The sequence below is a fragment of the Methyloversatilis discipulorum genome, from assembly GCF_000385375.1.
GTDB lineage: Bacteria > Pseudomonadota > Gammaproteobacteria > Burkholderiales > Rhodocyclaceae > Methyloversatilis > Methyloversatilis discipulorum_A.
Genome location: NZ_ARVV01000001.1, coordinates 707,843 through 729,817 on the forward strand (window position 1 = coordinate 707,843; position 21,975 = coordinate 729,817).

The following is a 21,975-nucleotide window of genomic DNA, read 5'->3' on the forward strand; positions in this document are numbered from 1 at the left end:
CGGACGAGGTACCGGGCGGGCGGTTAGAATACCGGCCTCGTTGCCTCTGCCACCGTGCGGAGGCGCTGCCGGTGTCCTCACGTGTCCGCTTCAGATTCCCTCGTTTCCCGCAGCCTCGCCGCCGTCTGGCACCCCTGCACGCAGATGCAGTGGCACGCCGACCAGTCGCTGCCGCTGCTCGCCGTCAGCCGCGCGCAAGGGCCGTGGCTGTATGCGCCGGACGGTCGTCGCTACCTCGACGGCATCAGTTCGTGGTGGACCAATCTGTTCGGCCACAGTCACCCGCACATCGTGCAGTCGCTGCGCGACCAGCTGGACACGCTGGACCACGTGATGCTCGCCGGCTTCACGCACGAACCGGTGGTGACGCTGTCGGAAAAGCTGTCAGCCCTGACCGGCGGTCGCCTCGGCCACGCCTTCTATGCGTCGGACGGCGCGTCGGCAACCGAGATCGCGCTGAAGATGTCGCTGCACTACTGGCGCAACAGCGGGCGGCCGGACAAGAACGAGTTCATCTGCTTCGCCGGCAGCTACCACGGCGAAACGGTTGGTGCGCTGGCGGTGACCGACGTGCCGCTGTTCCGTGATGCCTATGCGCCCATGGTGCGCGGCGCGCACGTTTTGCCCAGTCCGGCGTCGAGCGCACCACTGCACGCGCTCGACGCGCTGACAGTATTCCTCGAAGCGCATCACGCGCGGATCGCCGCGCTGATCATCGAACCGCGGGTGCAGTGCGCCGGCGGCTTCGCGATGCACGACGCAGGCTGGCTCAGTGCGGTGCGTGCGCTGTGCGACGTCTATCAGGTGCACCTGATCGCCGACGAGATCGCCGTCGGCTGCGGTCGCACCGGCACCTTCTTCGCGAGCGAGCAGTCGCTGGATGCCGACGGCGAGGGCTGGCCGGATTTCATCTGCCTGTCCAAAGGCATCACCGGCGGCACGCTGCCGCTGTCGCTGGTGCTGAGCAAGCCCTTCGTGTTCGAGGCCTTCCTCGACGACACGATGGCGCGCGGCTTCCTGCACTCGCATTCCTACACCGGCAATCCGCTCGCCTGCCGCGCGGCGCTGGCGACGCTGGAACTGTTCGAACAGCTCGACGTGCTCGAACGCAACAGGGCCTGGGCGCAGACTTTCAGCGAGGCGCTGGCGCCGCTTGCGGCGCATCCGGCCACCCGCAATTTCCGTCAGGCGGGCATGATCTGGGCGCTCGACGTCGATACGCCGCACGCGGACTTCAGCCGCCGTTTCCATCGCGAGGCGCTGGCGCGCGAACTGCTGCTGCGGCCGATAGGCAACACGCTCTACTTCATGCCGCCTTACGTGCTCGATGAAGCGCAGAGCGTGTTGCTTGCGCAAGGGGCGCTGGCTGCGCTGGACGCTGCCCTCGCATGAGCGCCACCGACTTTCGCGCCCGCCTAGAAGCGCTGGCGGCGGACGATCTGCTGCGTACCCGCCTGGTGCTGGAGGCGCCCTGCGGCCCCGAGGCGGTGGTCGATGGTCGGCGCCTCGTTTCCTTCGCCGGCAACGACTACCTCGGACTCGCCAGCCATCCTGAAATCGTCGACGCCTTCCGCGAAGGCGCCGCTCGCTGGGGCGCCGGTGCTGGCGCGTCGCACCTGGTCAGCGGACACCAGCGACCGCACGAGGAGCTGGAGGTCGCGCTCGCGCGTTTCGTCGGCCTGCCGCGCGCGCTCTATTTCTCGACCGGCTACATGGCCAACCTCGCGGTGCTGCCGGCGCTCGCCGGGCGCGGCGACACGGTGATCGCCGACCGGCTGAACCACGCCTCGCTGGTCGACGCTGCCTTGCTGTCGCGCGCCACGGTGCGTCGCTATCCGCATGGCGACGTCGCTGCGGTCGCGCGCGCGCTCGAGGCTGCAGGCGGACAGAAGGTCGTCGTGACCGACGGCGTGTTCAGCATGGATGGCGACATCGCGCCGCTGCCCGAACTGCTGGCGCTGTGCGAGCGCCACGACGCACTGCTGGTGGTCGACGACGCGCACGGTTTCGGCGTGCTTGGTGAGCAGGGGCGTGGCGTGCTGTCGCACTTTGGCCTCGCGTCACCGCGTCTGATCTACATCGGCACGCTGGGCAAGGCGGCAGGCGTCGCCGGTGCCTTCGTCGCCGGCGACGCCGACGCGATCGAATGGCTGATGCAAACCGGCCGCAGCTACCGCTACACCACCGCAGCGCCCGCGGCGACCGCCTGTGCGGTGCTGGCGAGCCTGCGCTTGATCGAGGACGGTGACGAGCGGCGCGCGCGTCTGACGGAACATCGTCTGCGCATGCGGCAGCTGCTCGCGACGTGCCGCTGGCCCGTGATGCCGTCCGACACCGCAATCCAGCCGGTGCAGGTGGGTGGCAATTCCGAGGTGCTGGCGCTGTCGGCGCGGCTGCGCGAACGTGGCCTGTGGGTGCCGGCCATCCGGCCACCCACGGTGCCTGCTGGCAGTGCCCGCTTGCGTGTGTCGCTCAGCGCGGCGCACGAGGCCGCACACATTGACGCGCTGTGCGCTGCGCTGAACGAGGTCGGCCATGAATGACGTGCTGGCCGCCCGTTGTTACGGCACACAGGGGCCGCGCGTCGCACTGGTGCACGGCTGGGGCTGGGACGGCCGCCTGCTGTCGCCGCTGGCCGAGGCGCTGGGCGCGCATTGCCGCGTCGTCCAGCCCGACCTGCCCGGCTACGGATTGAACGTCGGCCAGCGCTGCGACGGTTTCGACGACTGTGTCGATCAGCTCGTACAGGCGGTGCCCGACGCGGAGGTGCTGGTCGGCTGGTCGCTGGGCGGCCTGCTGGCGATCGCCTGGGCGGCTCGGATGCGGGTGCGCCGACTGCTCCTCGTGGGCGCTTCGCCGCGCTTCATGCAGGCCGTCGACTGGCCATATGGCATGACAGAAGAGCGCTTCGACGCCTTTGCGGATGGCCTGGAGCAGGACCCGCGGCGCACGCGCGCTCGCTTTGCCGCACTGGCGGCGCTCGGCGACAGCGATGCACGCGGCGTGCGGGGCGCGATGGCAGCGTTGATGGACGACCTGCCGCCGGCCGCTCAGGCGTTGAGTCAGGGACTGGACTGGTTGCGCGAGCGGGATCTGCGGGACACCTTGCGTTCGCTTCCAATACCTCTGTGCTGCCTGCACGGCGAGCAGGACCACGTGGTCGACATCGGCGCCGCGGCCAAGGAGGACGCTGCGCGCTGGATGCCAGTGCCGGGCGCGGCGCATCTGCCCTGGCGGCATCGCGAGCTTTCCGATCTGTGTGCGTGGGTGTGCGCCGATGACTGAGCGCGCCGCGATACGGTCCTCATTTTCGCGGGCTGCGACGCGCTATGCCGCGGCGGCCGGGCTGCAGCGCGTGGTGTGCGATCGCCTGCTCGAACTGCTGCCGGACAGATCCGCCGGGCTTGTGCTCGATCTCGGCTGCGGGACCGGCTTCGCATCGACCGGCTTGCATGCGCGCTTTCCTCATGCGACACATTGTGCGGTCGATTTCTCGTTGGGCATGTTGCGTGCCCACGAACGGGGCAGCGGAGTGACGCGCGTCTGCGCCGATGCGCACCGTCTGCCGCTTGCCTCGGCGAGCGCGGACATCGTGTTCTCCAGCCTGATGCTGCAGTGGTGCGACCTGCCGGTTGCGCTGGCCGAGTGTCGGCGCGTCCTCCGGGATGGCGGCCATATGTGTTTCAGCACCGTCCTCCTCGGAACGCTCGCAGAGATCGATGACGCGTTCGCCGGTCTGGATGCGCATCGTCACACGGTGTCCTTCCCGGCGCCCGGGGCGCTGGCTGCTGCTCTGGCCGACAGTGGCTTCACGGCGGAACTGATGCGCAGCGAATCGCACGTCGAATACTTTGCGGATGCGCGCGCACTGCTGCAGTCGAACCGCGATATCGGTGCGTCACACGTGCCGGATGGCGCGCGTCGTGCTCTGCTCGGCCGCGCGGCATTGCGGCAGGTATGCGATCGCTTGGAGGCACGACGCGAAGCGCTTGGCCTGCCGCTGACCTATCAACTGGCCTGGGTGGTCGCTCGTGCGTCCTCGGGCAACCGGAGCTGATATGAGCGCGGGAAAACTGCATTTCGTCATGGGCACCGACACGGGTGTCGGCAAGACATTGGTGTCCTGCGCGCTGATCGAGGCGCTGCGGGCCAACGGCGTGAACGCGGTCGGCATGAAGCCGGTGGCGTCGGGCGCGTCGCCCGACGCCACCGGCCGCCTCGCGAACGAGGACGCCGACGCGCTGGCGCAGGCCAGCGGGCTCGACCAACCGACGGCGCTGACCAATCCCTATCTGTTCGAAGCGCCGCTGGCCCCGCATGTGGCCGCGCAACGCGAGGGGCGATCGATCGATCGCGCTGTGGTGCTGGACGCCCTGTCTGCGCTGCGCGCAGAGGCTGATCACGTCATCGTCGAAGGCGTAGGTGGGTTCATCGTGCCCTTGGGTGCCGACTGGACGACCGCCGATCTGGCGGTCGACATCGGGGCGCCGCTGATTCTTGTGGTCGGGTTGAGGCTGGGCTGCATCAACCACGCATTGCTGACGGCCGAGGCGGCGCGGGCGCGCGGGTTGACGCTGGCCGGCTGGGTCGCGAACTGCCAGCCCGAGGGCATGCTGGAGCAGGAGGCGACGATTTCCGCGCTGAAAAGTCGCCTCAACGCGCCAATTCTTGGCATAATCCCGCGGCTGTCCGGCGCCGATGCAAAAACTGCGTCGCGTCTGCTGGACATCCAGCCGCTGCTGGCCTTCCCTGGATGAATTTTTTGTTCCGGGGTTTGACAGCGCAAGAAACCCTCACCATAATCGCGGGTTTCGCTGGTCGCCGGAGGGGTTCCCGAGCGGTCAAAGGGATCAGACTGTAAATCTGACGGCTCTGCCTTCGAAGGTTCGAATCCTTCCCCCTCCACCACAACTCTTGAGCAAACAGGGTTCTGGCAAGACGGCGAGAAAGTTGCAGCAAACATCGCGAGTGCATGTCGCCGCGATGGGTGGTAGGGAGCGGTTTGGCGGGAGTAGTTCAATGGTAGAACCTTAGCCTTCCAAGCTAATGACGCGGGTTCGATTCCCGTCTCCCGCTCCACGGCTCGGGCGTGTGTCCGGGCAAAGATGTTTCAGTGCCCATGTAGCTCAGTGGCAGAGCACTCCCTTGGTAAGGGAGAGGTCGGCAGTTCAATCCTGCCCATGGGCACCAAAATTTTTTGCGTGCGGCATCCTGGTGACAACTGAGGATGTCAGTCGATGTTTGACGCAGATCTCTATCAAGCAACCAGGGTGATCGAAAATGGCAAAGGGAAAGTTTGAGCGCACCAAGCCGCACGTGAACGTGGGCACGATTGGTCACGTTGACCATGGCAAGACGACGCTGACGGCGGCGATCACGACGATTCTGTCGTCGAAGTTCGGTGGTGAGGCGAAGGCGTACGACCAGATCGACGCAGCGCCGGAAGAGAAGGCGCGCGGCATCACGATCAACACGGCACACGTTGAGTACGAGACGGCAACCCGTCACTACGCGCACGTTGATTGCCCGGGTCACGCCGACTACGTGAAGAACATGATTACCGGTGCCGCCCAGATGGACGGCGCCATCCTGGTGTGTTCGGCCGCTGACGGCCCGATGCCGCAGACGCGCGAGCACATCCTGCTGGCCCGTCAGGTCGGTGTGCCGTACATCGTCGTGTTCCTGAACAAGTGCGACATGGTCGACGACGCCGAGCTGCTCGAGCTGGTTGAAATGGAAGTGCGCGAGCTGCTGTCGAAGTACGACTTCCCGGGCGACGACGTGCCCATCGTCAAGGGCTCGGCCCTGAAGGCGCTGGAAGGCGACAAGACCGACCTGGGCGAAGGCGCCATCATGGCGCTGGCCGCTGCGCTGGACAGCTACATCCCGACGCCGGAGCGCGCGGTGGATGGCGCGTTCCTGATGCCGATCGAAGACGTGTTCTCGATCTCGGGCCGCGGCACCGTGGTGACCGGTCGTATCGAGCGCGGCATCGTGAAGGTCGGTGAGGAAATCGAAATCGTCGGTATCAAGCCGACCGTGAAGACCACCTGCACCGGCGTTGAAATGTTCCGCAAGCTGCTGGACCAGGGTCAGGCGGGCGACAACGTCGGTGTGCTGCTGCGCGGCACCAAGCGTGAAGACGTGGAGCGTGGTCAGGTTCTGGCCAAGCCGGGCTCGATCAAGCCGCACACGCACTTCACGGCCGAGATCTACGTGCTGTCGAAGGAAGAAGGTGGTCGTCACACGCCGTTCTTCAACGGCTACCGCCCGCAGTTCTACTTCCGTACGACGGACGTGACCGGCTCGATCGAACTGCCGGCCGGCACCGAAATGGTGATGCCGGGTGACAACGTGTCGATCACGGTGAAGCTGATCGCCCCGATCGCGATGGAAGAAGGTCTGCGCTTCGCGATCCGCGAAGGTGGCCGTACCGTCGGCGCCGGTGTGGTTGCAAAGATCATCGAGTAAAGAGTTGTACTCCGGGTCGCGCGTGCGGCCCGGTTCGCGTTTTGCAGGGGCATAGCTCAATTGGCAGAGCGTCGGTCTCCAAAACCGAAGGTTGGGGGTTCGATTCCCTCTGCCCCTGCCACTCCGGTGGCCAAGCCGGACAAAATTTTGCGGAGTGCGTGCGCACTTCCGGATGCTCATGACTGACCAGTTGAAGCTTGCGCTGGCCATTGCCCTGTTGATTGCGGGTGTGGCCGGCTTTTATGTTTTTGCCGACCAGATCATGGCTGTGCGGGTGTTGTCCGTGCTCGCCGGTCTGGGTGCCGGTATCGCGGTGGCATGGTTCACCGAGCCGGGGCGGCGCTTCATCGTTTTTGCCAACGAGTCGGTTGCCGAGGCCAAGAAGGTTGCCTGGCCCAGTCGCAAGGAAACGCTGCAGACCACCGCCATCGTGTTCGGCTTCGTGGTCGTGATGGCACTGTTCCTGTGGCTGACCGACAAGAGTCTCGAGTGGGTGTTGTACGACCTGATCCTGGGCTGGAAGAAATCATGAGCAAACGTTGGTACGTTGTGCACGCCTATTCCGGCTTCGAGAAGTCGGTTCAGCGCGCGCTGACCGAGCGTGTTGCGCGTTCGGGCATGCAGGACAAGTTCGGCCAGATTCTCGTGCCGGTCGAGGAAGTGATCGAAATGCGCGGCGGCCAGAAGGCTGTGTCCGAGCGCAAGTTCTTTCCTGGCTATGTGCTCGTCGAGATGGAGATGGACGAGGACAGCTGGCACCTGGTCAAGAGCACGCCGAAAGTGACCGGCTTTGTCGGCGGCTCGGCCAACAAGCCGACGCCGATTTCCGACAAGGAAGTCGACAAGATCATGCAGCAGATGCAGGAAGGGGTGGAGAAGCCCCGTCCCAAGGTGCTGTTCGAAGTAGGCGAGTTGGTGCGCGTCAAGGAAGGCCCCTTCACCGACTTCAATGGTTCGGTGGAAAGCGTCAATTACGAAAAGAGCCGTCTGCACGTGTCGGTGACCATCTTTGGTCGTGCGACGCCGGTCGAGCTCGAGTTCTCGCAGGTCGAGAAGGTCTGACCTGAAGGTTTCGGTGGCGCCGCAAGGTGCTGCCACGGTGCGCGGCAGCAGCCCTCCGGGGTCGTGCCGCGTGATTGTTTCCGGTGCGCATGCGCCGGATGAGGAGTGGCCGGGCCTGAGTGTCCGCCACGCTATCACTCGCAAATGGAGTCATCATGGCGAAGAAAATCGTCGGCTACGTGAAGCTGCAAGTGCCGGCCGGCAAGGCGAACCCGTCGCCCCCGATCGGTCCCGCGCTGGGTCAGCGCGGTCTGAACATCATGGAGTTCTGCAAGGCGTTCAACGCGCAGACCCAGGGTATGGAACCGGGTCTGCCGATCCCGGTGGTGATCACCGCCTACGCGGACAAGTCCTTCACTTTCGTGATGAAGTCGCCCCCGGCGACCATCCTGATCAAGAAGGCTGCCGGCATCACCAAGGGCTCGCCGAAGCCGCACACCGACAAGGTCGGCAAGGTCACCCGCGCCCAGCTCGAAGAAATCGCGAAGGTGAAGAACAAGGATCTGACCGCTGCCGATCTGGATGCCGCTGTGCGCACGATCGCCGGTTCTGCCCGCAGCATGGGCATCACGGTGGAGGGCCTGTAATCATGGCAAAGCTCTCGAAGCGCATTCAGGCGCTGCGCGCCAAGGTTGATCGCAACCGCGCATACCCGCTGGCCGACGCGCTGGCGCTGGTGAAGGAAACCGCCAACGCCAAGTTTGACGAGTCGGTCGATCTGGCCGTGAATCTGGGTATCGATGCGAAGAAGTCGGACCAGCTGGTCCGTGGCTCCGTCGTGCTGCCTGCCGGTACTGGCAAGAGCGTGCGCGTCGCCGTGTTCGCCCAGGGCGCAAAGGCTGAAGAAGCCAAGGCCGCTGGTGCCGATGTCGTCGGTTTCGACGATCTGGCAGCCCAGGTCAAGGAAGGCAATCTGAACTTCGACGTGGCCATCGCCACGCCGGACGCGATGCGTGTCGTCGGCGCACTGGGCCAGATCCTCGGTCCGCGCGGCCTGATGCCGAACCCGAAGGTCGGCACCGTGACGATGGACGTCACCACCGCGGTGAAGAACGCCAAGGCCGGTCAGGTGCAGTACCGCACCGACAAGGGCGGCATCGTCCAGTGCACGGTCGGTCGCGCCTCCTTCACGCCGGAACAGCTGACGACCAACATCAAGGCTCTGATCGAAGCGCTGAACAAGGCGCGTCCGGCAGCGGCCAAGGGTGTCTACCTGCGCAAGGTGTCGGTGACGACCACCATGGGCGTCGGCATCCGCGTCGATCAGGCGACGGTGCAGTAAGAAACTGAATTCGCGCCCGGTTCGTCGGGCGCATGACAACAGGACTTTGGGCCGTCGCGGCCAGCATGGCGCGGCGGGTTGTCAAAGACCGCAGGTGCCCGCAAGGGTCTAATGGTGCGCAAGCGCCGCCTGCGCAGATGGCGTTACCCGACACAGGATGGATGGTGTCCTCACGGACAGTTTCTTCTCCTGAATACGGTCGCCGCACGTGGTTGATCCGGTAAGCAGTGATGCGATCCGGACGACTGTAATCATGGGAGTAGACCTTGGCACTCAATCTCGATCAGAAGAAGGAAGTGGTTGCCGGCGTATCCGCTGCAGTTGCGGACGCGCAAGTAATCGTGATCGCCGAGAACAAAGGTCTGGAAGTGGGCGATGTCACGCGTTTGCGTGCCCAGGCCCGTGCGCAGGGCGTCTACCTGCGTGTTCTGAAGAACACGCTGGCGCGTCGCGCTGTTGCGGGTACCCCGTTCGAGGGGTTGGCGAATGAAATGACCGGTCCGCTGCTTTACGGCATGTCGGCCGATCCGGTTTCGGCCGCGAAGGTCATTCAGGATTTCGCCAAGGGCAACGACAAGCTGGTGATTCGCGGTGGCGCGCTGGCCAATTACGTCATGGACGCCGCTGGCGTCAAGGCGCTGGCCTCCATGCCGAGCCGCGAAGAACTGCTGGCCACCCTTCTGGGCACGATGCAGGCGCCGATCGCCAAGTTCGTTCAGACGCTCAACGAAGTTCCGGGCAAGTTTGTCCGTACCGTTGCAGCGCTGCGCGACGAACGCGAAAAGCAGTCCGCTTAAGTTCAGGCCTCAATTCAGATCAAGCAATCATCCGCGCGACTGCATGTTGATGCACCGCGCTTGAAACAGGAGTTTTGAAATGTCCGTTAGCAAAGACCAGATTCTGGAAGCCATCGCCGCCATGACCGTTCTCGAGCTGTCGCAGCTCATCAAGGACATGGAAGAGAAGTTCGGCGTGTCGGCTGCTGCCGCTGTTGCCGTTGCCGCCCCGGCTGCCGGTGGCGCCGCTGCCCCGGCTGCTGAAGAGAAGACCGAATTCACCGTCGTTCTGGCCGCTGCCGGCGAGAAGAAGGTTGAAGTCATCAAGGTCGTGCGCGCAGTGACCGGCCTGGGCCTGAAGGAAGCCAAGGACCTGGTTGATGGCGCTCCGAAGCCCGTCAAGGAAGGCATCTCCAAGGCTGACGCTGAAGCCCTGAAGAAGCAGCTGGAAGAAGCCGGCGCCAAGGTCGAACTGAAGTAATTCGACTCTGGTTGGCGGGAGCGCGTGCTTTGCGGCACGCGCTCCCGTTGTCGTTTATGCAGCATGTTCGGGATACCAGGAAAACGCGGCACCAAACCGCCTTTTCCTTGTCTTCCGAAGCGATCACGGAAGACCGTCGTCGGTCGAGCGAAAGTCCCGCCTCGGGTGTTCAGCCCGCGCTTTCGCTGTCAGCCCAGGGGTTGGTAGAGGCCAACCGCCGGTGACGCTGTCCTGATTGCATTCCGTGGTGAAACACGGGCCGCGCGCCGGGTGGCGCACGCTCCGTTTTTCCCCGGCCATCGCACTCTTTGTCCGGAGATTTCATGGCCTATACCTACACCGAGAAGAAACGCATCCGCAAAAGCTTTGCCAAGCGCGATGCGGTGCTCGACGTGCCTTTCCTGCTGGCGACCCAGCTGGAGTCCTACACGCAGTTCCTGCAGACCGACGTGCCGCTCGAGCACCGTCGCAATCAGGGCCTGCAGGCCGCATTCACGTCGATCTTCCCGATCAGCTCGCACTCCGGCAATGCCCGTCTCGAGTTCGTCCACTACATGCTGGGCGAGCCGGCCTTCGACGTGAAGGAATGTCATCAGCGCGGCCTCACTTTCGCCAGCCCGCTGCGCGCGCGCGTTCGCCTGGTCATCATGGACCGCGAAGCGCCGAAGGAAACGATCAAGGAAGTGAAGGAGCAGGAAGTGTACATGGGCGAGATTCCGCTCATGACGACCACCGGCTCCTTCGTCATCAATGGCACCGAGCGTGTCATCGTCAGCCAGCTGCACCGTTCGCCGGGCGTGTTCTTCGAGCACGACCGCGGCAAGACGCACAGCTCGGGCAAGCTGCTGTTCTCCGCCCGCATCATCCCGTATCGCGGTTCCTGGCTCGACTTCGAATTCGACCCGAAGGACTATCTGTACTTCCGCGTGGACCGTCGCCGCAAGATGCCGGTGACCATCCTGCTGAAGGCCATCGGCATGATGCCGGAACAGATCCTCGAAACCTTCTTCGACTTCGACAGCTTCAACCTGGCGTCGAAGAGCGGCATCCAGATGAAGCTGGTGCCGGAACGTCTGCGTGGCGAGATCGCCAAGTTCGACATCGTCGATGCGTCGGGCAAGGTCGTGGTCGCCAAGGACAAGCGCATCACCGCCAAGCACATCCGCGAACTGGCCGAGTCGGGCACAGAATCCATCGCCGTGCCGGAAGATTTCCTGGTCGGCCGTGTGATCGCGACCGCAGTCGTCGATCAGGACAGCGGCGAAATCCTTGCCAACGCGAACGACGAGATCACCGAAGACCTGCTGGCCAAGATGTCGGCCGCCGGCGTCGGTGAGATCAGCACGCTGTATACCAACGACCTGGACCGCGGCCCCTACATCTCGCAGACACTGCGTACCGATGAGACCGCGGATCAGTGGTCGGCCCGCGTGGCCATCTACCGCATGATGCGTCCGGGCGAGCCGCCCACGGAAGACGCGGTGGAAACACTGTTCCACGGCCTGTTCTACTCGGAAGAGCGCTACGACCTGTCGGCCGTCGGCCGCATGAAGTTCAACCGCCGTGTCGGTCGTGACGCTATCGAAGGCGCGCCGACGCTGTCGAACGAAGACATCGTCGACGTGATCAGGATCCTGGTAGATCTGCGCAACGGCAAGGGCGAGATCGACGATATCGACCACCTCGGCAACCGCCGTGTGCGTTCGGTCGGCGAACTGGCCGAGAACCAGTTCCGCGCCGGTCTGGTGCGTGTCGAACGTGCAGTGAAGGAACGCCTGTCGCAGGCGGAGTCGGACAACCTGATGCCGCATGACCTGATCAACGCGAAGCCGATCAGCGCCGCGATCAAGGAGTTCTTCGGTTCCAGCCAGCTGTCGCAGTTCATGGACCAGACCAACCCGCTGTCGGAGATCACGCACAAGCGTCGCGTGTCCGCTCTGGGCCCGGGCGGTCTGACGCGCGAGCGCGCAGGCTTCGAAGTGCGCGACGTGCATCCGACCCACTATGGCCGCGTGTGCCCGATCGAAACGCCTGAAGGTCCGAACATCGGCCTGATCAACTCGCTCGCGCTGTACGCCCGTACCAACAAGTACGGCTTCCTGGAAACGCCGTACCGCCGCGTTGATGCCGGCCGCGTGACTGATCAGATCGACTTCCTGTCGGCGATCGAGGAAGGCAAGTACGTGATCGCGCAGGCGAACGCCTCGCTGGACGGTGAAGGTGCGCTGAGCGACGAGCTGGTGTCCTGCCGTCACAAGGGCGAATTCATGCTGTCGACGCCGGACCAGGTCCAGTACATGGATATCGCGCCGGGCCAGATCGTGTCGGTTGCTGCATCGCTGATTCCGTTCCTCGAACACGATGACGCGAACCGCGCACTGATGGGCGCCAACATGCAGCGTCAGGCCGTGCCCTGCCTGCGTCCGGAGAAGGCTTTCGTCGGTACCGGCATCGAGCGCACCGTGGCGGTCGACTCGGGTACGGCGGTGCAGGCTCTGCGCGGCGGCGTGGTCGACTACGTCGATGCCAGCCGCGTCGTGGTCCGTGTCAATGACGAGGAAACAGTGCCGGGTGAAGTCGGCGTCGACATCTACAACCTGGTCAAGTACACCCGCTCGAACCAGAACACCAACATCAACCAGCGTCCGGTCGTGAAGATCGGTGACATCATCGCCAAGGGCGACGTGGTGGCCGACGGCGCCTCGACCGATCTCGGCGAACTGGCTCTCGGCCAGAACATGCTGGTCGCCTTCATGCCGTGGAACGGCTACAACTTCGAGGATTCGATCCTGCTGTCGGAGCGCGTCGTCGCTGAAGACCGCTTCACGTCGGTCCACATCGAAGAGCTGACCGTGGTCGCCCGCGACACCAAGCTGGGCCCCGAGGAAATCACGCGCGACATCGCGTCGCTCGGCGAAGCACAGCTTGGCCGTCTGGACGAGTCCGGCATCGTGTACATCGGCGCTGAAGTCGAAGCCGGTGACGTGCTGGTCGGCAAGGTGACGCCGAAGGGCGAAACCCAGCTGACGCCGGAAGAAAAGCTGCTGCGCGCGATCTTCGGCGAGAAGGCCTCCGACGTGAAGGACACCTCGCTGCGCGTGCCGTCCGGCATGAACGGCACGGTGATCGACGTGCAGGTGTTCACCCGCGAAGGCATCGAGCGCGACAAGCGCGCTCAGTCCATCATCGACGACATGCTGCGCGGCTACCGCCAGGATCTGGGCGACCAGATGCGCATCGTCGAACGCGACACCTTCGCCCGTATCGAGCGCCTGCTGATCGGTCGTGTCGCCAACGGCGGCCCGAAGCGTCTGGCCAAGGGTGCCACCATCACGCGTGAGTACCTGGATGGTGTCGAGCCGCACAGCTGGTTCGACATCCGCATGGCGGAAGAAGACATTGCCGGCCAGCTGGAAAGCCTGCGCGAATCGCTGGAGAAGACCCGCACCGACTTCGACCTCGCTTTCGAGCTGAAGAAGAAGAAGCTCACCCAGGGCGACGAGCTGCCGCCGGGCGTGCAGAAGATGGTCAAGGTCTATCTGGCGGTGAAGCGTCGTCTGCAGCCGGGCGACAAGATGGCCGGCCGCCACGGCAACAAGGGTGTCGTGTCCAAGATCACGCCGATCGAAGACATGCCCTACATGGAAGACGGCACCTCGGTCGACATCGTGCTGAACCCGCTCGGCGTGCCGTCGCGGATGAACATCGGTCAGATCCTGGAAACCCACCTCGGCATGGCTGCACGCGGCCTGGGCAAGAAGATCGACGCGATGCTGCGCCGTCAGGCTAATATGGCCGAACTGCGCGCCTTCCTCGACGAGATCTACAACCGCAGCGGCACCAGCGAAGACATCGCCTCGCTGAACGACGGCGAAGTGCTGGAGCTGGCAAGCAACCTGAAGCACGGCGTGCCGTTCGCGACGCCGGTGTTCGACGGTGCGCACGAAGGCGAAATCCGCCGCATGCTGGAATTGGCCGACATGCCGGCTGGCGGCCAGATGACGCTGTACGACGGACGCACCGGCGAGGCCTTCGAGCGCCAGGTCACCGTGGGCTACATGCACGTGCTGAAGCTGCATCACCTGGTCGACGACAAGATGCACGCCCGCTCGACCGGCCCGTACTCGCTTGTGACCCAGCAGCCGCTGGGCGGCAAGGCGCAGTTCGGTGGTCAGCGTTTCGGTGAGATGGAAGTGTGGGCGCTGGAAGCGTACGGCGCTTCCTACACGCTGCAGGAAATGCTCACCGTGAAGTCCGATGACGTGACCGGCCGTACCAAGGTCTACGAAAACATCGTCAAGGGCGAGCACAAGATCGATGCCGGCATGCCGGAGTCGTTCAACGTGCTGGTGAAGGAAATCCGATCCCTGGCCATCGACATTGATTTGGAGCGGTTCTAGGACTGGGCGCGAAAGCGTTCCGCCTAGCCCCTAGCCACTAGCCCCAAAGGAGTTGCCATGAAAGCATTGCTGGATCTTTTCAAGCAGGTCACGCAGGAAGAAGAGTTCGACGCGATCACCATCGGTCTCGCGTCGCCGGACAAGATCCGTTCCTGGTCCTACGGCGAGGTCAAGAAGCCGGAGACCATCAACTACCGCACCTTCAAGCCGGAGCGGGACGGTCTGTTCTGCGCCAAGATCTTTGGCCCGGTCAAGGATTACGAGTGCCTGTGCGGCAAGTACAAGCGCCTGAAGCACCGCGGCGTCATCTGCGAGAAGTGCGGCGTTGAAGTCACGCTGTCCAAGGTACGTCGCGAGCGCATGGGCCACATCGAGCTGGCCAGCCCGACCGCGCACATCTGGTTCCTGAAGTCGCTGCCGTCGCGTCTGGGCATGGTGCTCGACATGACGCTGCGCGACATCGAGCGCGTGCTGTACTTCGAAGGCTATGTCGTCGTCGACCCGGGCATGACGCCGCTGAACCGCGGTCAGCTGCTGTCGGAAGACGACTACCTCGCCAAGGTCGAGGAGTACGGCGACGATTTCACCGCGTTCATGGGTGCGGAAGGCGTGCGCGGCATGCTGCGTTCGCTCGACCTGAACCGTGAAGTCGAGAAGCTTCGCGGCGAGCTGGAAGCCACCAGCTCCGAAGCGAAGATGAAGAAGATTTCGAAGCGTCTGAAGATCCTGGAAGGCTTCCAGCATTCGGGCATCAAGCCCGAGTGGATGATTCTGGAAGTGCTGCCGGTGCTGCCGCCGGACCTGCGTCCGCTGGTGCCGCTGGATGGCGGCCGCTTCGCGACCTCGGATCTGAACGACCTGTACCGCCGCGTCATCAACCGCAACAACCGCCTGAAGCGTCTGCTCGAGCTGAAGGCGCCTGAAATCATCGTGCGCAACGAAAAGCGCATGCTGCAGGAAGCGGTGGATTCGCTGCTCGACAACGGCCGTCGCGGCAAGGCGATGACCGGTGCCAACAAGCGTCCGTTGAAGTCGCTGGCCGACATGATCAAGGGCAAGGGCGGTCGTTTCCGTCAGAACCTGCTGGGCAAGCGCGTCGACTACTCGGGCCGCTCGGTCATCGTGGTCGGTCCGCAGCTCAAGCTGCACCAGTGCGGCCTGCCGAAGAAGATGGCGCTTGAGCTGTTCAAGCCCTTCATCTTCAACAAGCTCGAACTGAACGGCATGGCGACCACCATCAAGGCTGCCAAGAAGCTGGTCGAGCAGGAAGTGCCGGAGGTGTGGGACATCCTCGAAGAGGTGATCCGCGAACATCCGGTTATGCTGAACCGCGCGCCGACGCTGCACCGCCTCGGCATCCAGGCCTTCGAGCCGACGCTGATCGAAGGCAAGGCCATCCAGCTGCACCCGCTGGTCTGCGTGGCGTTCAACGCCGACTTCGACGGTGACCAGATGGCCGTCCACGTGCCGCTGTCGCTGGAAGCGCAGATGGAAGCGCGTACGCTGATGCTGGCGTCGAACAACGTGCTGTCGCCCGCCAACGGCGAGCCGATCATCGTGCCGTCGCAGGACATCGTGCTCGGTCTGTACTACGCCACCCGCGCCAAGATCAACGGCAAGGGCGAGGGCATGATGTTCGCGAACGTGAACGAAATGCGCCGCGCTTACGAAAACGGCTTCGTCGAACTGCACTCGAAGGTGTCGGTGCGCATCCGCGAAGTCGAAGTGGTCGACGGTGAGAAGCGCGAGAAGACCACGCGCTACGACACCACGGTCGGTCGCGCCATGCTGGCAGAAATCCTGCCGCCGGGCCTGCCGTTCTCGGTGCTCGACAAGCCGCTGAAGAAGAAGGAAATCTCGAAGCTGGTGAACCACAGCTTCCGTCGCTGCGGCCTGCGCGAAACCGTCATCTTTGCCGACAAGCTGATGCAGGCCGGTTTCGGTCTCGCGACCCGCGCCGGCATTTCGATCGCGGTGAAGGACATGCTGGTGCCGGACGCCAAGCACACCATCATCAGCGCTGCCGAAGCGGAGGTGAAGGAAATCGCCCAGCAGTACACGTCGGGTCTGGTGACCGACGGCGAGCGCTACAACAAGGTAGTGGACATCTGGGGTCGCGCCGGTGACCAGGTCGCGAAGGCGATGATGGATCAGCTCGGTCAGGAAGATACGGTCGATCGCAACGGCAACACGGTGAAGCAGGAGTCGTTCAACTCCATCTACATGATGGCCGACTCCGGCGCCCGCGGTTCCGCCGCCCAGATCCGTCAGCTGGCCGGTATGCGGGGCCTGATGGCGAAGCCGGACGGCTCCATCATCGAAACGCCGATCACGACGAACTTCCGTGAAGGTCTGAACGTTCTGCAGTACTTCATCTCGACGCACGGCGCCCGTAAGGGTCTGGCCGATACGGCGCTGAAGACCGCGAACTCCGGTTACCTGACCCGTCGTCTGGTCGATGTGACGCAGGATCTGGTGGTCACCGAAGACGATTGCGGCACCGCCGAAGGCTTCGTCATGAAGGCGCTGGTCGAGGGCGGTGAAGTGATCGAGCCGCTGCGCGAGCGTGTGCTCGGCCGCGTGACGGCTGCTGACGTCGTCAATCCGGAGACCCAGGAAACGGTGATCTACGCCGGCGAACTGATCGACGAAGACCGCTGCGATCTGATGGATTCGCTCGGCGTCGATGAGGTGAAGGTGCGTACGCCGCTGACCTGCGAAACGCGCTACGGCCTGTGCGCCCAGTGCTACGGTCGTGACCTCGGTCGCGGCCAGATCGTCAACGCCGGCGAGGCAGTGGGTGTGATCGCGGCGCAGTCGATCGGCGAGCCGGGCACGCAGCTGACGATGCGTACCTTCCACGTCGGTGGTGCGGCGTCGCGAGCTGCCGCCGCCAGCGGTGTCGAAGCCAAGAGCGCGGGCGTCATCCGCTTCACGCAGAACATGCGCTATGTCACCAGCGCGAAGAACGAGAAGATCGTCATCGCCCGCAGTGCCGAAATCATCATTACCGATGATCACGGCCGTGAGCGCGAGCGCCACAAGGTGCCGTACGGAGCGACGCTGCAGGTCGATGAAGGTCAGACCATCAAGGCCGGCACCGGCCTGGCGACCTGGGATCCGCATACCCGCCCCATCATTACCGAGTACTCGGGCATCGTGCGCTTCGAACACGTCGAGGAAGGCGTGACCGTGGCGAAGCAGGTCGATGACGTGACCGGCCTGACGACGCTGGTGGTTATCGATCCGAAGCGTCGCAGCACCAGCACCAAGGGCCTGCGCCCGCAGGTGAAGCTGCTGACCGAATCGGGCGACGAGGTGAAGATTGCCGGTACCGATACGGCCGTGTCGATCACCTTCCAGGTGGGTTGTATCATCACCGTGAAGGACGGTCAGGCGGTCAGCGTCGGTGACGTGCTGGCGCGTATCCCGCAGGAATCCGCGAAGACCCGCGACATTACCGGGGGTCTGCCGCGCGTGGCCGAGCTGTTCGAAGCCCGTTCGCCGAAGGACGCCGGTCTGCTGGCCGAAGTCACCGGTACCGTGTCGTTCGGCAAGGACACCAAGGGCAAGCAGCGTCTGGTCATCACCGAGCCGGATGGTACGGTGAACGAGTTCCTGATCCCGAAGGACAAGCACGTCACGGTGCACGACGGTCAGGTGGTGAACAAGGGCGAGGTGATCGTCGACGGCGCAGTCGAGCCGCACGACATCCTCCGCCTGAAGGGCGTCGAGGAGCTGGCGCGCTACATCATCGACGAAGTGCAGGACGTGTACCGTCTGCAGGGCGTGAAGATCAACGACAAGCACATCGAGGTGATCGTCCGCCAGATGCTGCGTCGCGTGGTCATCGTTGATTCCGGCGATTCGAAGTTCATCCGCGAGGAACAGGTCGAACGTTCCGAGGTGCTCGACGAGAATGATCGTCTGGTCGCCGAGGGCAAGCGCCCGGCCGAGTACCAGTACATGCTGCTGGGTATTACCAAGGCCTCGCTGTCGACCGATTCGTTCATCTCCGCGGCGTCGTTCCAGGAAACGACCCGCGTGCTGACCGAAGCGGCCATCATGGGCAAGCGCGACGAACTGCGCGGCCTGAAGGAAAACGTCATCGTCGGTCGCCTGATCCCGGCCGGTACGGGTCTGGCCTACCACCGCACCCGTCGTGCCCAGGCTGTCGGCGACGACGCTGCGGCAGCCGATCGCGTGCTGTTCGGCGATGACCCCGTGACGGCGGACGCCGATGCGGGTGAAGCGCAGTAATCGTCTTACGCAGTAGAGAGCACAACCCCGCGGTGTTCGGCGAATGCCGCGGGGTTGACCCTGTTGTTTTTATGTGCCTATAATCCGGCCTCTTTGTGGGTCCGCCAACCGTAGCGGGCTCAAGGCGAACGAGTCGCGGAGGCGGGCCACTGGATAGGCGTCGCCTCCGGTCTTTTGGAATCTCGAAAAAATGCCAACCATCAATCAGCTTGTACGCAAGCCGCGCACGTCGCCGGTAAGCAAATCCAAGGTGCCGGCTCTCGAAGCCTGCCCGCAAAAGCGCGGCGTCTGCACCCGCGTGTACACCACGACCCCGAAGAAGCCGAACTCGGCACTGCGTAAGGTCGCCAAGGTGCGTCTGACCAACGGCTTCGAGGTCATTTCCTACATCGGCGGTGAAGGTCACAACCTGCAGGAACACTCGGTTGTGCTGATTCGCGGTGGCCGTGTGAAGGATCTGCCGGGTGTGCGCTACCACATCGTCCGCGGCTCGCTCGACCTTCAGGGTGTGAAGGATCGTAAGCAGTCCCGTTCGAAGTACGGCGCCAAGCGTCCGAAGAAAGCGTAATCGCAAGAGATTGAGGGGTTAAAAAATGCCGCGTCGTCGCGAAGTACCCAAGCGGGACATTCTGCCGGATCCGAAATTCGGCAGTGTCGAGCTTTCCAAGTTTGTCAATGTGCTGATGTCTGCCGGCAAGAAGTCTGTTGCCGAGCGCATCGTCTATGGCGCGTTTGACCAGATCAAGACCAAGAGTGGCAAGGATCCGCTCGAGGTGTTCTCCCAGGCGATCAACAACGTCAAGCCGGTGGTCGAGGTGAAGAGCCGCCGTGTTGGTGGTGCCAACTATCAGGTGCCGGTTGAAGTGCGTCCGTCGCGTCGCATGGCGCTGTCGATGCGCTGGCTGCGTGAGGCTGCCCGCAAGCGTTCCGAGAAGTCGATGGGCCTGCGTCTGGCTGCCGAGCTGCTGGAAGCGGCTGAAGGTCGCGGCGCTGCAATGAAGAAGCGAGACGAAGTTCACCGGATGGCGGATGCCAACAAGGCGTTCTCGCACTTCCGCTTCTGATTCCAAATTTCGCTTAACTGACTGGCCGCCACTTGTGGCGGCCTCTTGTTTCAAAGGACTGTATCGTGGCACGCAAGACACCGATCGAGCGCTACCGGAACATCGGCATTTCCGCTCACATCGACGCCGGCAAGACGACGACGACCGAGCGGATTCTTTACTACACCGGCGTCAACCACAAGCTGGGTGAGGTGCATGATGGCGCCGCCACGACGGACTGGATGGAACAGGAGCAGGAGCGTGGCATCACGATCACCTCCGCTGCCGTGACCACCTTCTGGAAGGGCATGGGCGGCAACTATCCCGAACACCGCATCAACATCATCGACACCCCGGGCCACGTCGACTTCACGATCGAAGTCGAGCGCTCGATGCGTGTGCTCGACGGTGCGTGCATGGTCTATTGCGCGGTGGGTGGCGTTCAGCCGCAGTCGGAAACCGTGTGGCGTCAGGCCAACAAGTACGGTGTGCCGCGTCTCGCCTTCGTGAACAAGATGGACCGTACCGGTGCCAACTTCTTCAAGGTGTACGAGCAGCTTAAGACTCGTCTGAGCGCGAATCCGGTTCCGGTGGTTGTGCCCATCGGCGCGGAAGAGAACTTCAAGGGCGTTGTCGACCTCATCAAGATGAAGGCCATTCTGTGGGATGAGGCTTCGCAGGGCATCAAGTTCTCGTACGAGGACATTCCTGCCGAGCTGCAATCCACCTGTGAAGAGTGGCGTGAAAAGATGGTCGAGGCGGCTGCCGAGTCCAGCGAAGAGATGATGAACAAGTACCTCGAGAGCGGTGAGCTTTCCGAGGCTGACATCATCCTCGGTCTGCGCACCCGCACCATTGCAGGCGAAATCCAACCGATGCTGTGCGGCACCGCGTTCAAGAACAAGGGCGTGCAGCGCATGCTGGATGCTGTCGTCGATTTCCTGCCTTCCCCGGTTGATATTCCGCCGGTCAAGGGCATCGGTGAAAACGACGAGCAGGTTGAGCGCGCAGCGGCCGACGACGAGAAGTTCTCCGCCTTGGCGTTCAAGCTGATGTCGGACAAGTACGTCGGTCAGCTCACCTTCATTCGTGTCTATTCGGGCGTTCTGAAGTCCGGCGATACCGTGTACAACCCGGTCAAGGGCAAGAAGGAGCGTATCGGCCGTCTGGTGCAGATGCACGCCAACGATCGCCAGGAAATCGAAGAGGTTCGTGCAGGCGACATCGCCGCTGCGATCGGCCTTCAGTCGGTGACCACCGGTGAAACGCTGTGCGATCCGGATGCCGAAGTCACGCTCGAGCGTATGGAATTCCCGGAGCCGGTGATTCACGTCGCTGTGGAGCCGAAGACCAAGGGTGACCAGGAAAAGATGGGCCTGGCGCTGGGCCGTCTGGCACAGGAAGATCCGTCCTTCCGCGTGCGTACAGACGAAGAGTCCGGCCAGACCGTTATTTCGGGCATGGGCGAGTTGCACCTCGAAATCATCGTTGATCGCATGAAGCGTGAATTCGGTGTCGAGGCAAACGTCGGTGCGCCGCAGGTGGCCTACCGCGAGGCGGTGCGCAAGTCGGTCGAACAGGAAGGCAAGTTTGTCAAGCAGTCGGGCGGTCGCGGCCAATACGGTCACGTCTGGATCAAGCTTGAGCCGAACGAGCCGGGCAAGGGCTATCAGTTCGTGGATGCGATCAAGGGCGGTACCGTGCCGCGCGAATTCATCCCGGCTGTCGATCGCGGCCTGCAGGAGACCCTGCCGAACGGTGTTCTGGCTGGCTTCCCGGTGGTGGATGTGAAGGTCACGCTGTTTGATGGCTCCTACCACGACGTGGACTCGAACGAGAACGCGTTCAAGATGGCTGCTTCGATGGCCTTCAAGGATGCGATGCGCAAGGCCAGTCCGGTTCTGCTCGAGCCGATGATGGCCGTCGAGGTGGAAACGCCGGAAGACTACATGGGCAACGTCATGGGTGACCTGTCCGGTCGTCGCGGCATCGTCCAGGGCATGGAAGACCTGCCGGGTGGCATCAAGGCGATCAAGGCTGAAGTGCCGCTCGCATCGATGTTCGGTTACTCGACCACGCTGCGCTCGCTGAGCCAGGGTCGCGCAACCTACTCGATGGAATTCAAGCATTACGCGGAAGCGCCCAAGAACGTCGCTGACGCCATCATCAACAAGAAGTGAGTTTTGGGATTTAGGGGTTA

The 21,975-nt window shown here is 63.5% G+C and carries 17 protein-coding genes and 4 tRNA genes; all 21 read left to right on the top strand.

Annotated elements, in window-relative coordinates; all coding sequences use genetic code 11:
• The first annotated feature begins 81 nt into the window (after positions 1 to 81).
• The 21 genes from bioA (at position 82) to fusA (ending at position 21,955) form a co-directional block, all read left to right on the top strand.
• Positions 82 to 1,392: an adenosylmethionine--8-amino-7-oxononanoate transaminase gene (gene bioA / locus METRZ18153_RS0103365; RefSeq protein WP_081629056.1), complete on the top strand. Its 1,311-nt coding sequence runs from the start codon at positions 82 to 84 to the stop codon at positions 1,390 to 1,392.
• The gene (gene bioF, locus METRZ18153_RS0103370; RefSeq protein ID WP_020163419.1) at positions 1,389 to 2,543 is read left to right on the top strand and encodes an 8-amino-7-oxononanoate synthase; all 1,155 of its coding nucleotides are present in this window, start codon (positions 1,389 to 1,391) and stop codon (positions 2,541 to 2,543) included. Before bioA ends, bioF begins: the two co-directional genes overlap by 4 nt.
• Positions 2,536 to 3,285: an alpha/beta fold hydrolase gene (locus METRZ18153_RS0103375; RefSeq protein WP_020163420.1), complete on the top strand. Its 750-nt coding sequence runs from the start codon at positions 2,536 to 2,538 to the stop codon at positions 3,283 to 3,285. The genes bioF and METRZ18153_RS0103375 overlap by 8 nt, the downstream gene beginning before the upstream one ends.
• Positions 3,278 to 4,057 (top strand): methyltransferase domain-containing protein, encoded by a 780-nt coding sequence (locus METRZ18153_RS0103380; RefSeq protein ID WP_020163421.1) that lies wholly within the window; start codon positions 3,278 to 3,280, stop codon positions 4,055 to 4,057. Before METRZ18153_RS0103375 ends, METRZ18153_RS0103380 begins: the two co-directional genes overlap by 8 nt.
• Position 4,058: 1 nt before the next feature.
• The gene (bioD, locus tag METRZ18153_RS0103385) at positions 4,059 to 4,757 is read left to right on the top strand and encodes a dethiobiotin synthase (RefSeq protein WP_020163422.1); all 699 of its coding nucleotides are present in this window, start codon (positions 4,059 to 4,061) and stop codon (positions 4,755 to 4,757) included.
• A 66-nt stretch (positions 4,758 to 4,823) separates the two neighbouring features.
• Positions 4,824 to 4,908, top strand: a tRNA-Tyr gene (locus METRZ18153_RS0103390).
• Positions 4,909 to 5,005: 97 nt separating this feature from the next.
• Positions 5,006 to 5,079, top strand: a tRNA-Gly gene (locus METRZ18153_RS0103395).
• A gap of 36 nt (positions 5,080 to 5,115) precedes the next feature.
• Positions 5,116 to 5,190, top strand: a tRNA-Thr gene (locus METRZ18153_RS0103400).
• Positions 5,191 to 5,280: 90 nt separating this feature from the next.
• Positions 5,281 to 6,471, top strand: a complete 1,191-nt coding sequence (gene tuf, locus METRZ18153_RS0103405; RefSeq protein WP_020163423.1) for an elongation factor Tu — start codon at positions 5,281 to 5,283, stop codon at positions 6,469 to 6,471.
• Positions 6,472 to 6,516: 45 nt separating this feature from the next.
• A tRNA-Trp gene (locus METRZ18153_RS0103410) sits at positions 6,517 to 6,592 on the top strand.
• Between the two features lie 57 nt (positions 6,593 to 6,649).
• Positions 6,650 to 7,003 (top strand): preprotein translocase subunit SecE, encoded by a 354-nt coding sequence (gene secE / locus METRZ18153_RS0103415; RefSeq protein ID WP_024300634.1) that lies wholly within the window; start codon positions 6,650 to 6,652, stop codon positions 7,001 to 7,003.
• Positions 7,000 to 7,533, top strand: a complete 534-nt coding sequence (gene nusG, locus METRZ18153_RS0103420) for a transcription termination/antitermination protein NusG (protein WP_019915273.1) — start codon at positions 7,000 to 7,002, stop codon at positions 7,531 to 7,533. Before secE ends, nusG begins: the two co-directional genes overlap by 4 nt.
• Positions 7,534 to 7,688: 155 nt before the next feature.
• Positions 7,689 to 8,120 (top strand): 50S ribosomal protein L11, encoded by a 432-nt coding sequence (gene rplK, locus METRZ18153_RS0103425; protein ID WP_018228072.1) that lies wholly within the window; start codon positions 7,689 to 7,691, stop codon positions 8,118 to 8,120.
• A gap of 2 nt (positions 8,121 to 8,122) precedes the next feature.
• The gene (gene rplA, locus METRZ18153_RS0103430; protein ID WP_019915272.1) at positions 8,123 to 8,815 is read left to right on the top strand and encodes a 50S ribosomal protein L1; all 693 of its coding nucleotides are present in this window, start codon (positions 8,123 to 8,125) and stop codon (positions 8,813 to 8,815) included.
• A gap of 266 nt (positions 8,816 to 9,081) precedes the next feature.
• Positions 9,082 to 9,612, top strand: coding sequence for a 50S ribosomal protein L10 (rplJ, locus tag METRZ18153_RS0103435; protein ID WP_020163424.1), 531 nt, complete (start codon positions 9,082 to 9,084; stop codon positions 9,610 to 9,612).
• Between the two features lie 79 nt (positions 9,613 to 9,691).
• Entirely contained in the window at positions 9,692 to 10,072 is a 381-nt protein-coding gene (gene rplL, locus METRZ18153_RS0103440) for a 50S ribosomal protein L7/L12 (RefSeq protein WP_020163425.1), read from the top strand.
• A gap of 323 nt (positions 10,073 to 10,395) precedes the next feature.
• Positions 10,396 to 14,472 (top strand): DNA-directed RNA polymerase subunit beta, encoded by a 4,077-nt coding sequence (gene rpoB, locus METRZ18153_RS0103445; RefSeq protein ID WP_019915268.1) that lies wholly within the window; start codon positions 10,396 to 10,398, stop codon positions 14,470 to 14,472.
• Positions 14,473 to 14,529: 57 nt separating this feature from the next.
• Complete coding sequence (rpoC, locus tag METRZ18153_RS0103450) at positions 14,530 to 18,732, top strand: DNA-directed RNA polymerase subunit beta' (RefSeq protein ID WP_020163426.1); 4,203 nt, start codon at positions 14,530 to 14,532, stop codon at positions 18,730 to 18,732.
• Positions 18,733 to 18,922: 190 nt separating this feature from the next.
• The gene (gene rpsL / locus METRZ18153_RS0103455) at positions 18,923 to 19,300 is read left to right on the top strand and encodes a 30S ribosomal protein S12 (RefSeq protein ID WP_008061703.1); all 378 of its coding nucleotides are present in this window, start codon (positions 18,923 to 18,925) and stop codon (positions 19,298 to 19,300) included.
• Positions 19,301 to 19,325: 25 nt separating this feature from the next.
• Entirely contained in the window at positions 19,326 to 19,796 is a 471-nt protein-coding gene (gene rpsG / locus METRZ18153_RS0103460; protein WP_019915266.1) for a 30S ribosomal protein S7, read from the top strand.
• Between the two features lie 65 nt (positions 19,797 to 19,861).
• A complete protein-coding gene (gene fusA, locus METRZ18153_RS0103465) occupies positions 19,862 to 21,955 on the top strand; it encodes an elongation factor G (RefSeq protein WP_019915265.1) in 2,094 nt (697 codons plus the stop codon).
• The last annotated feature ends 20 nt before the right edge of the window (positions 21,956 to 21,975 follow it).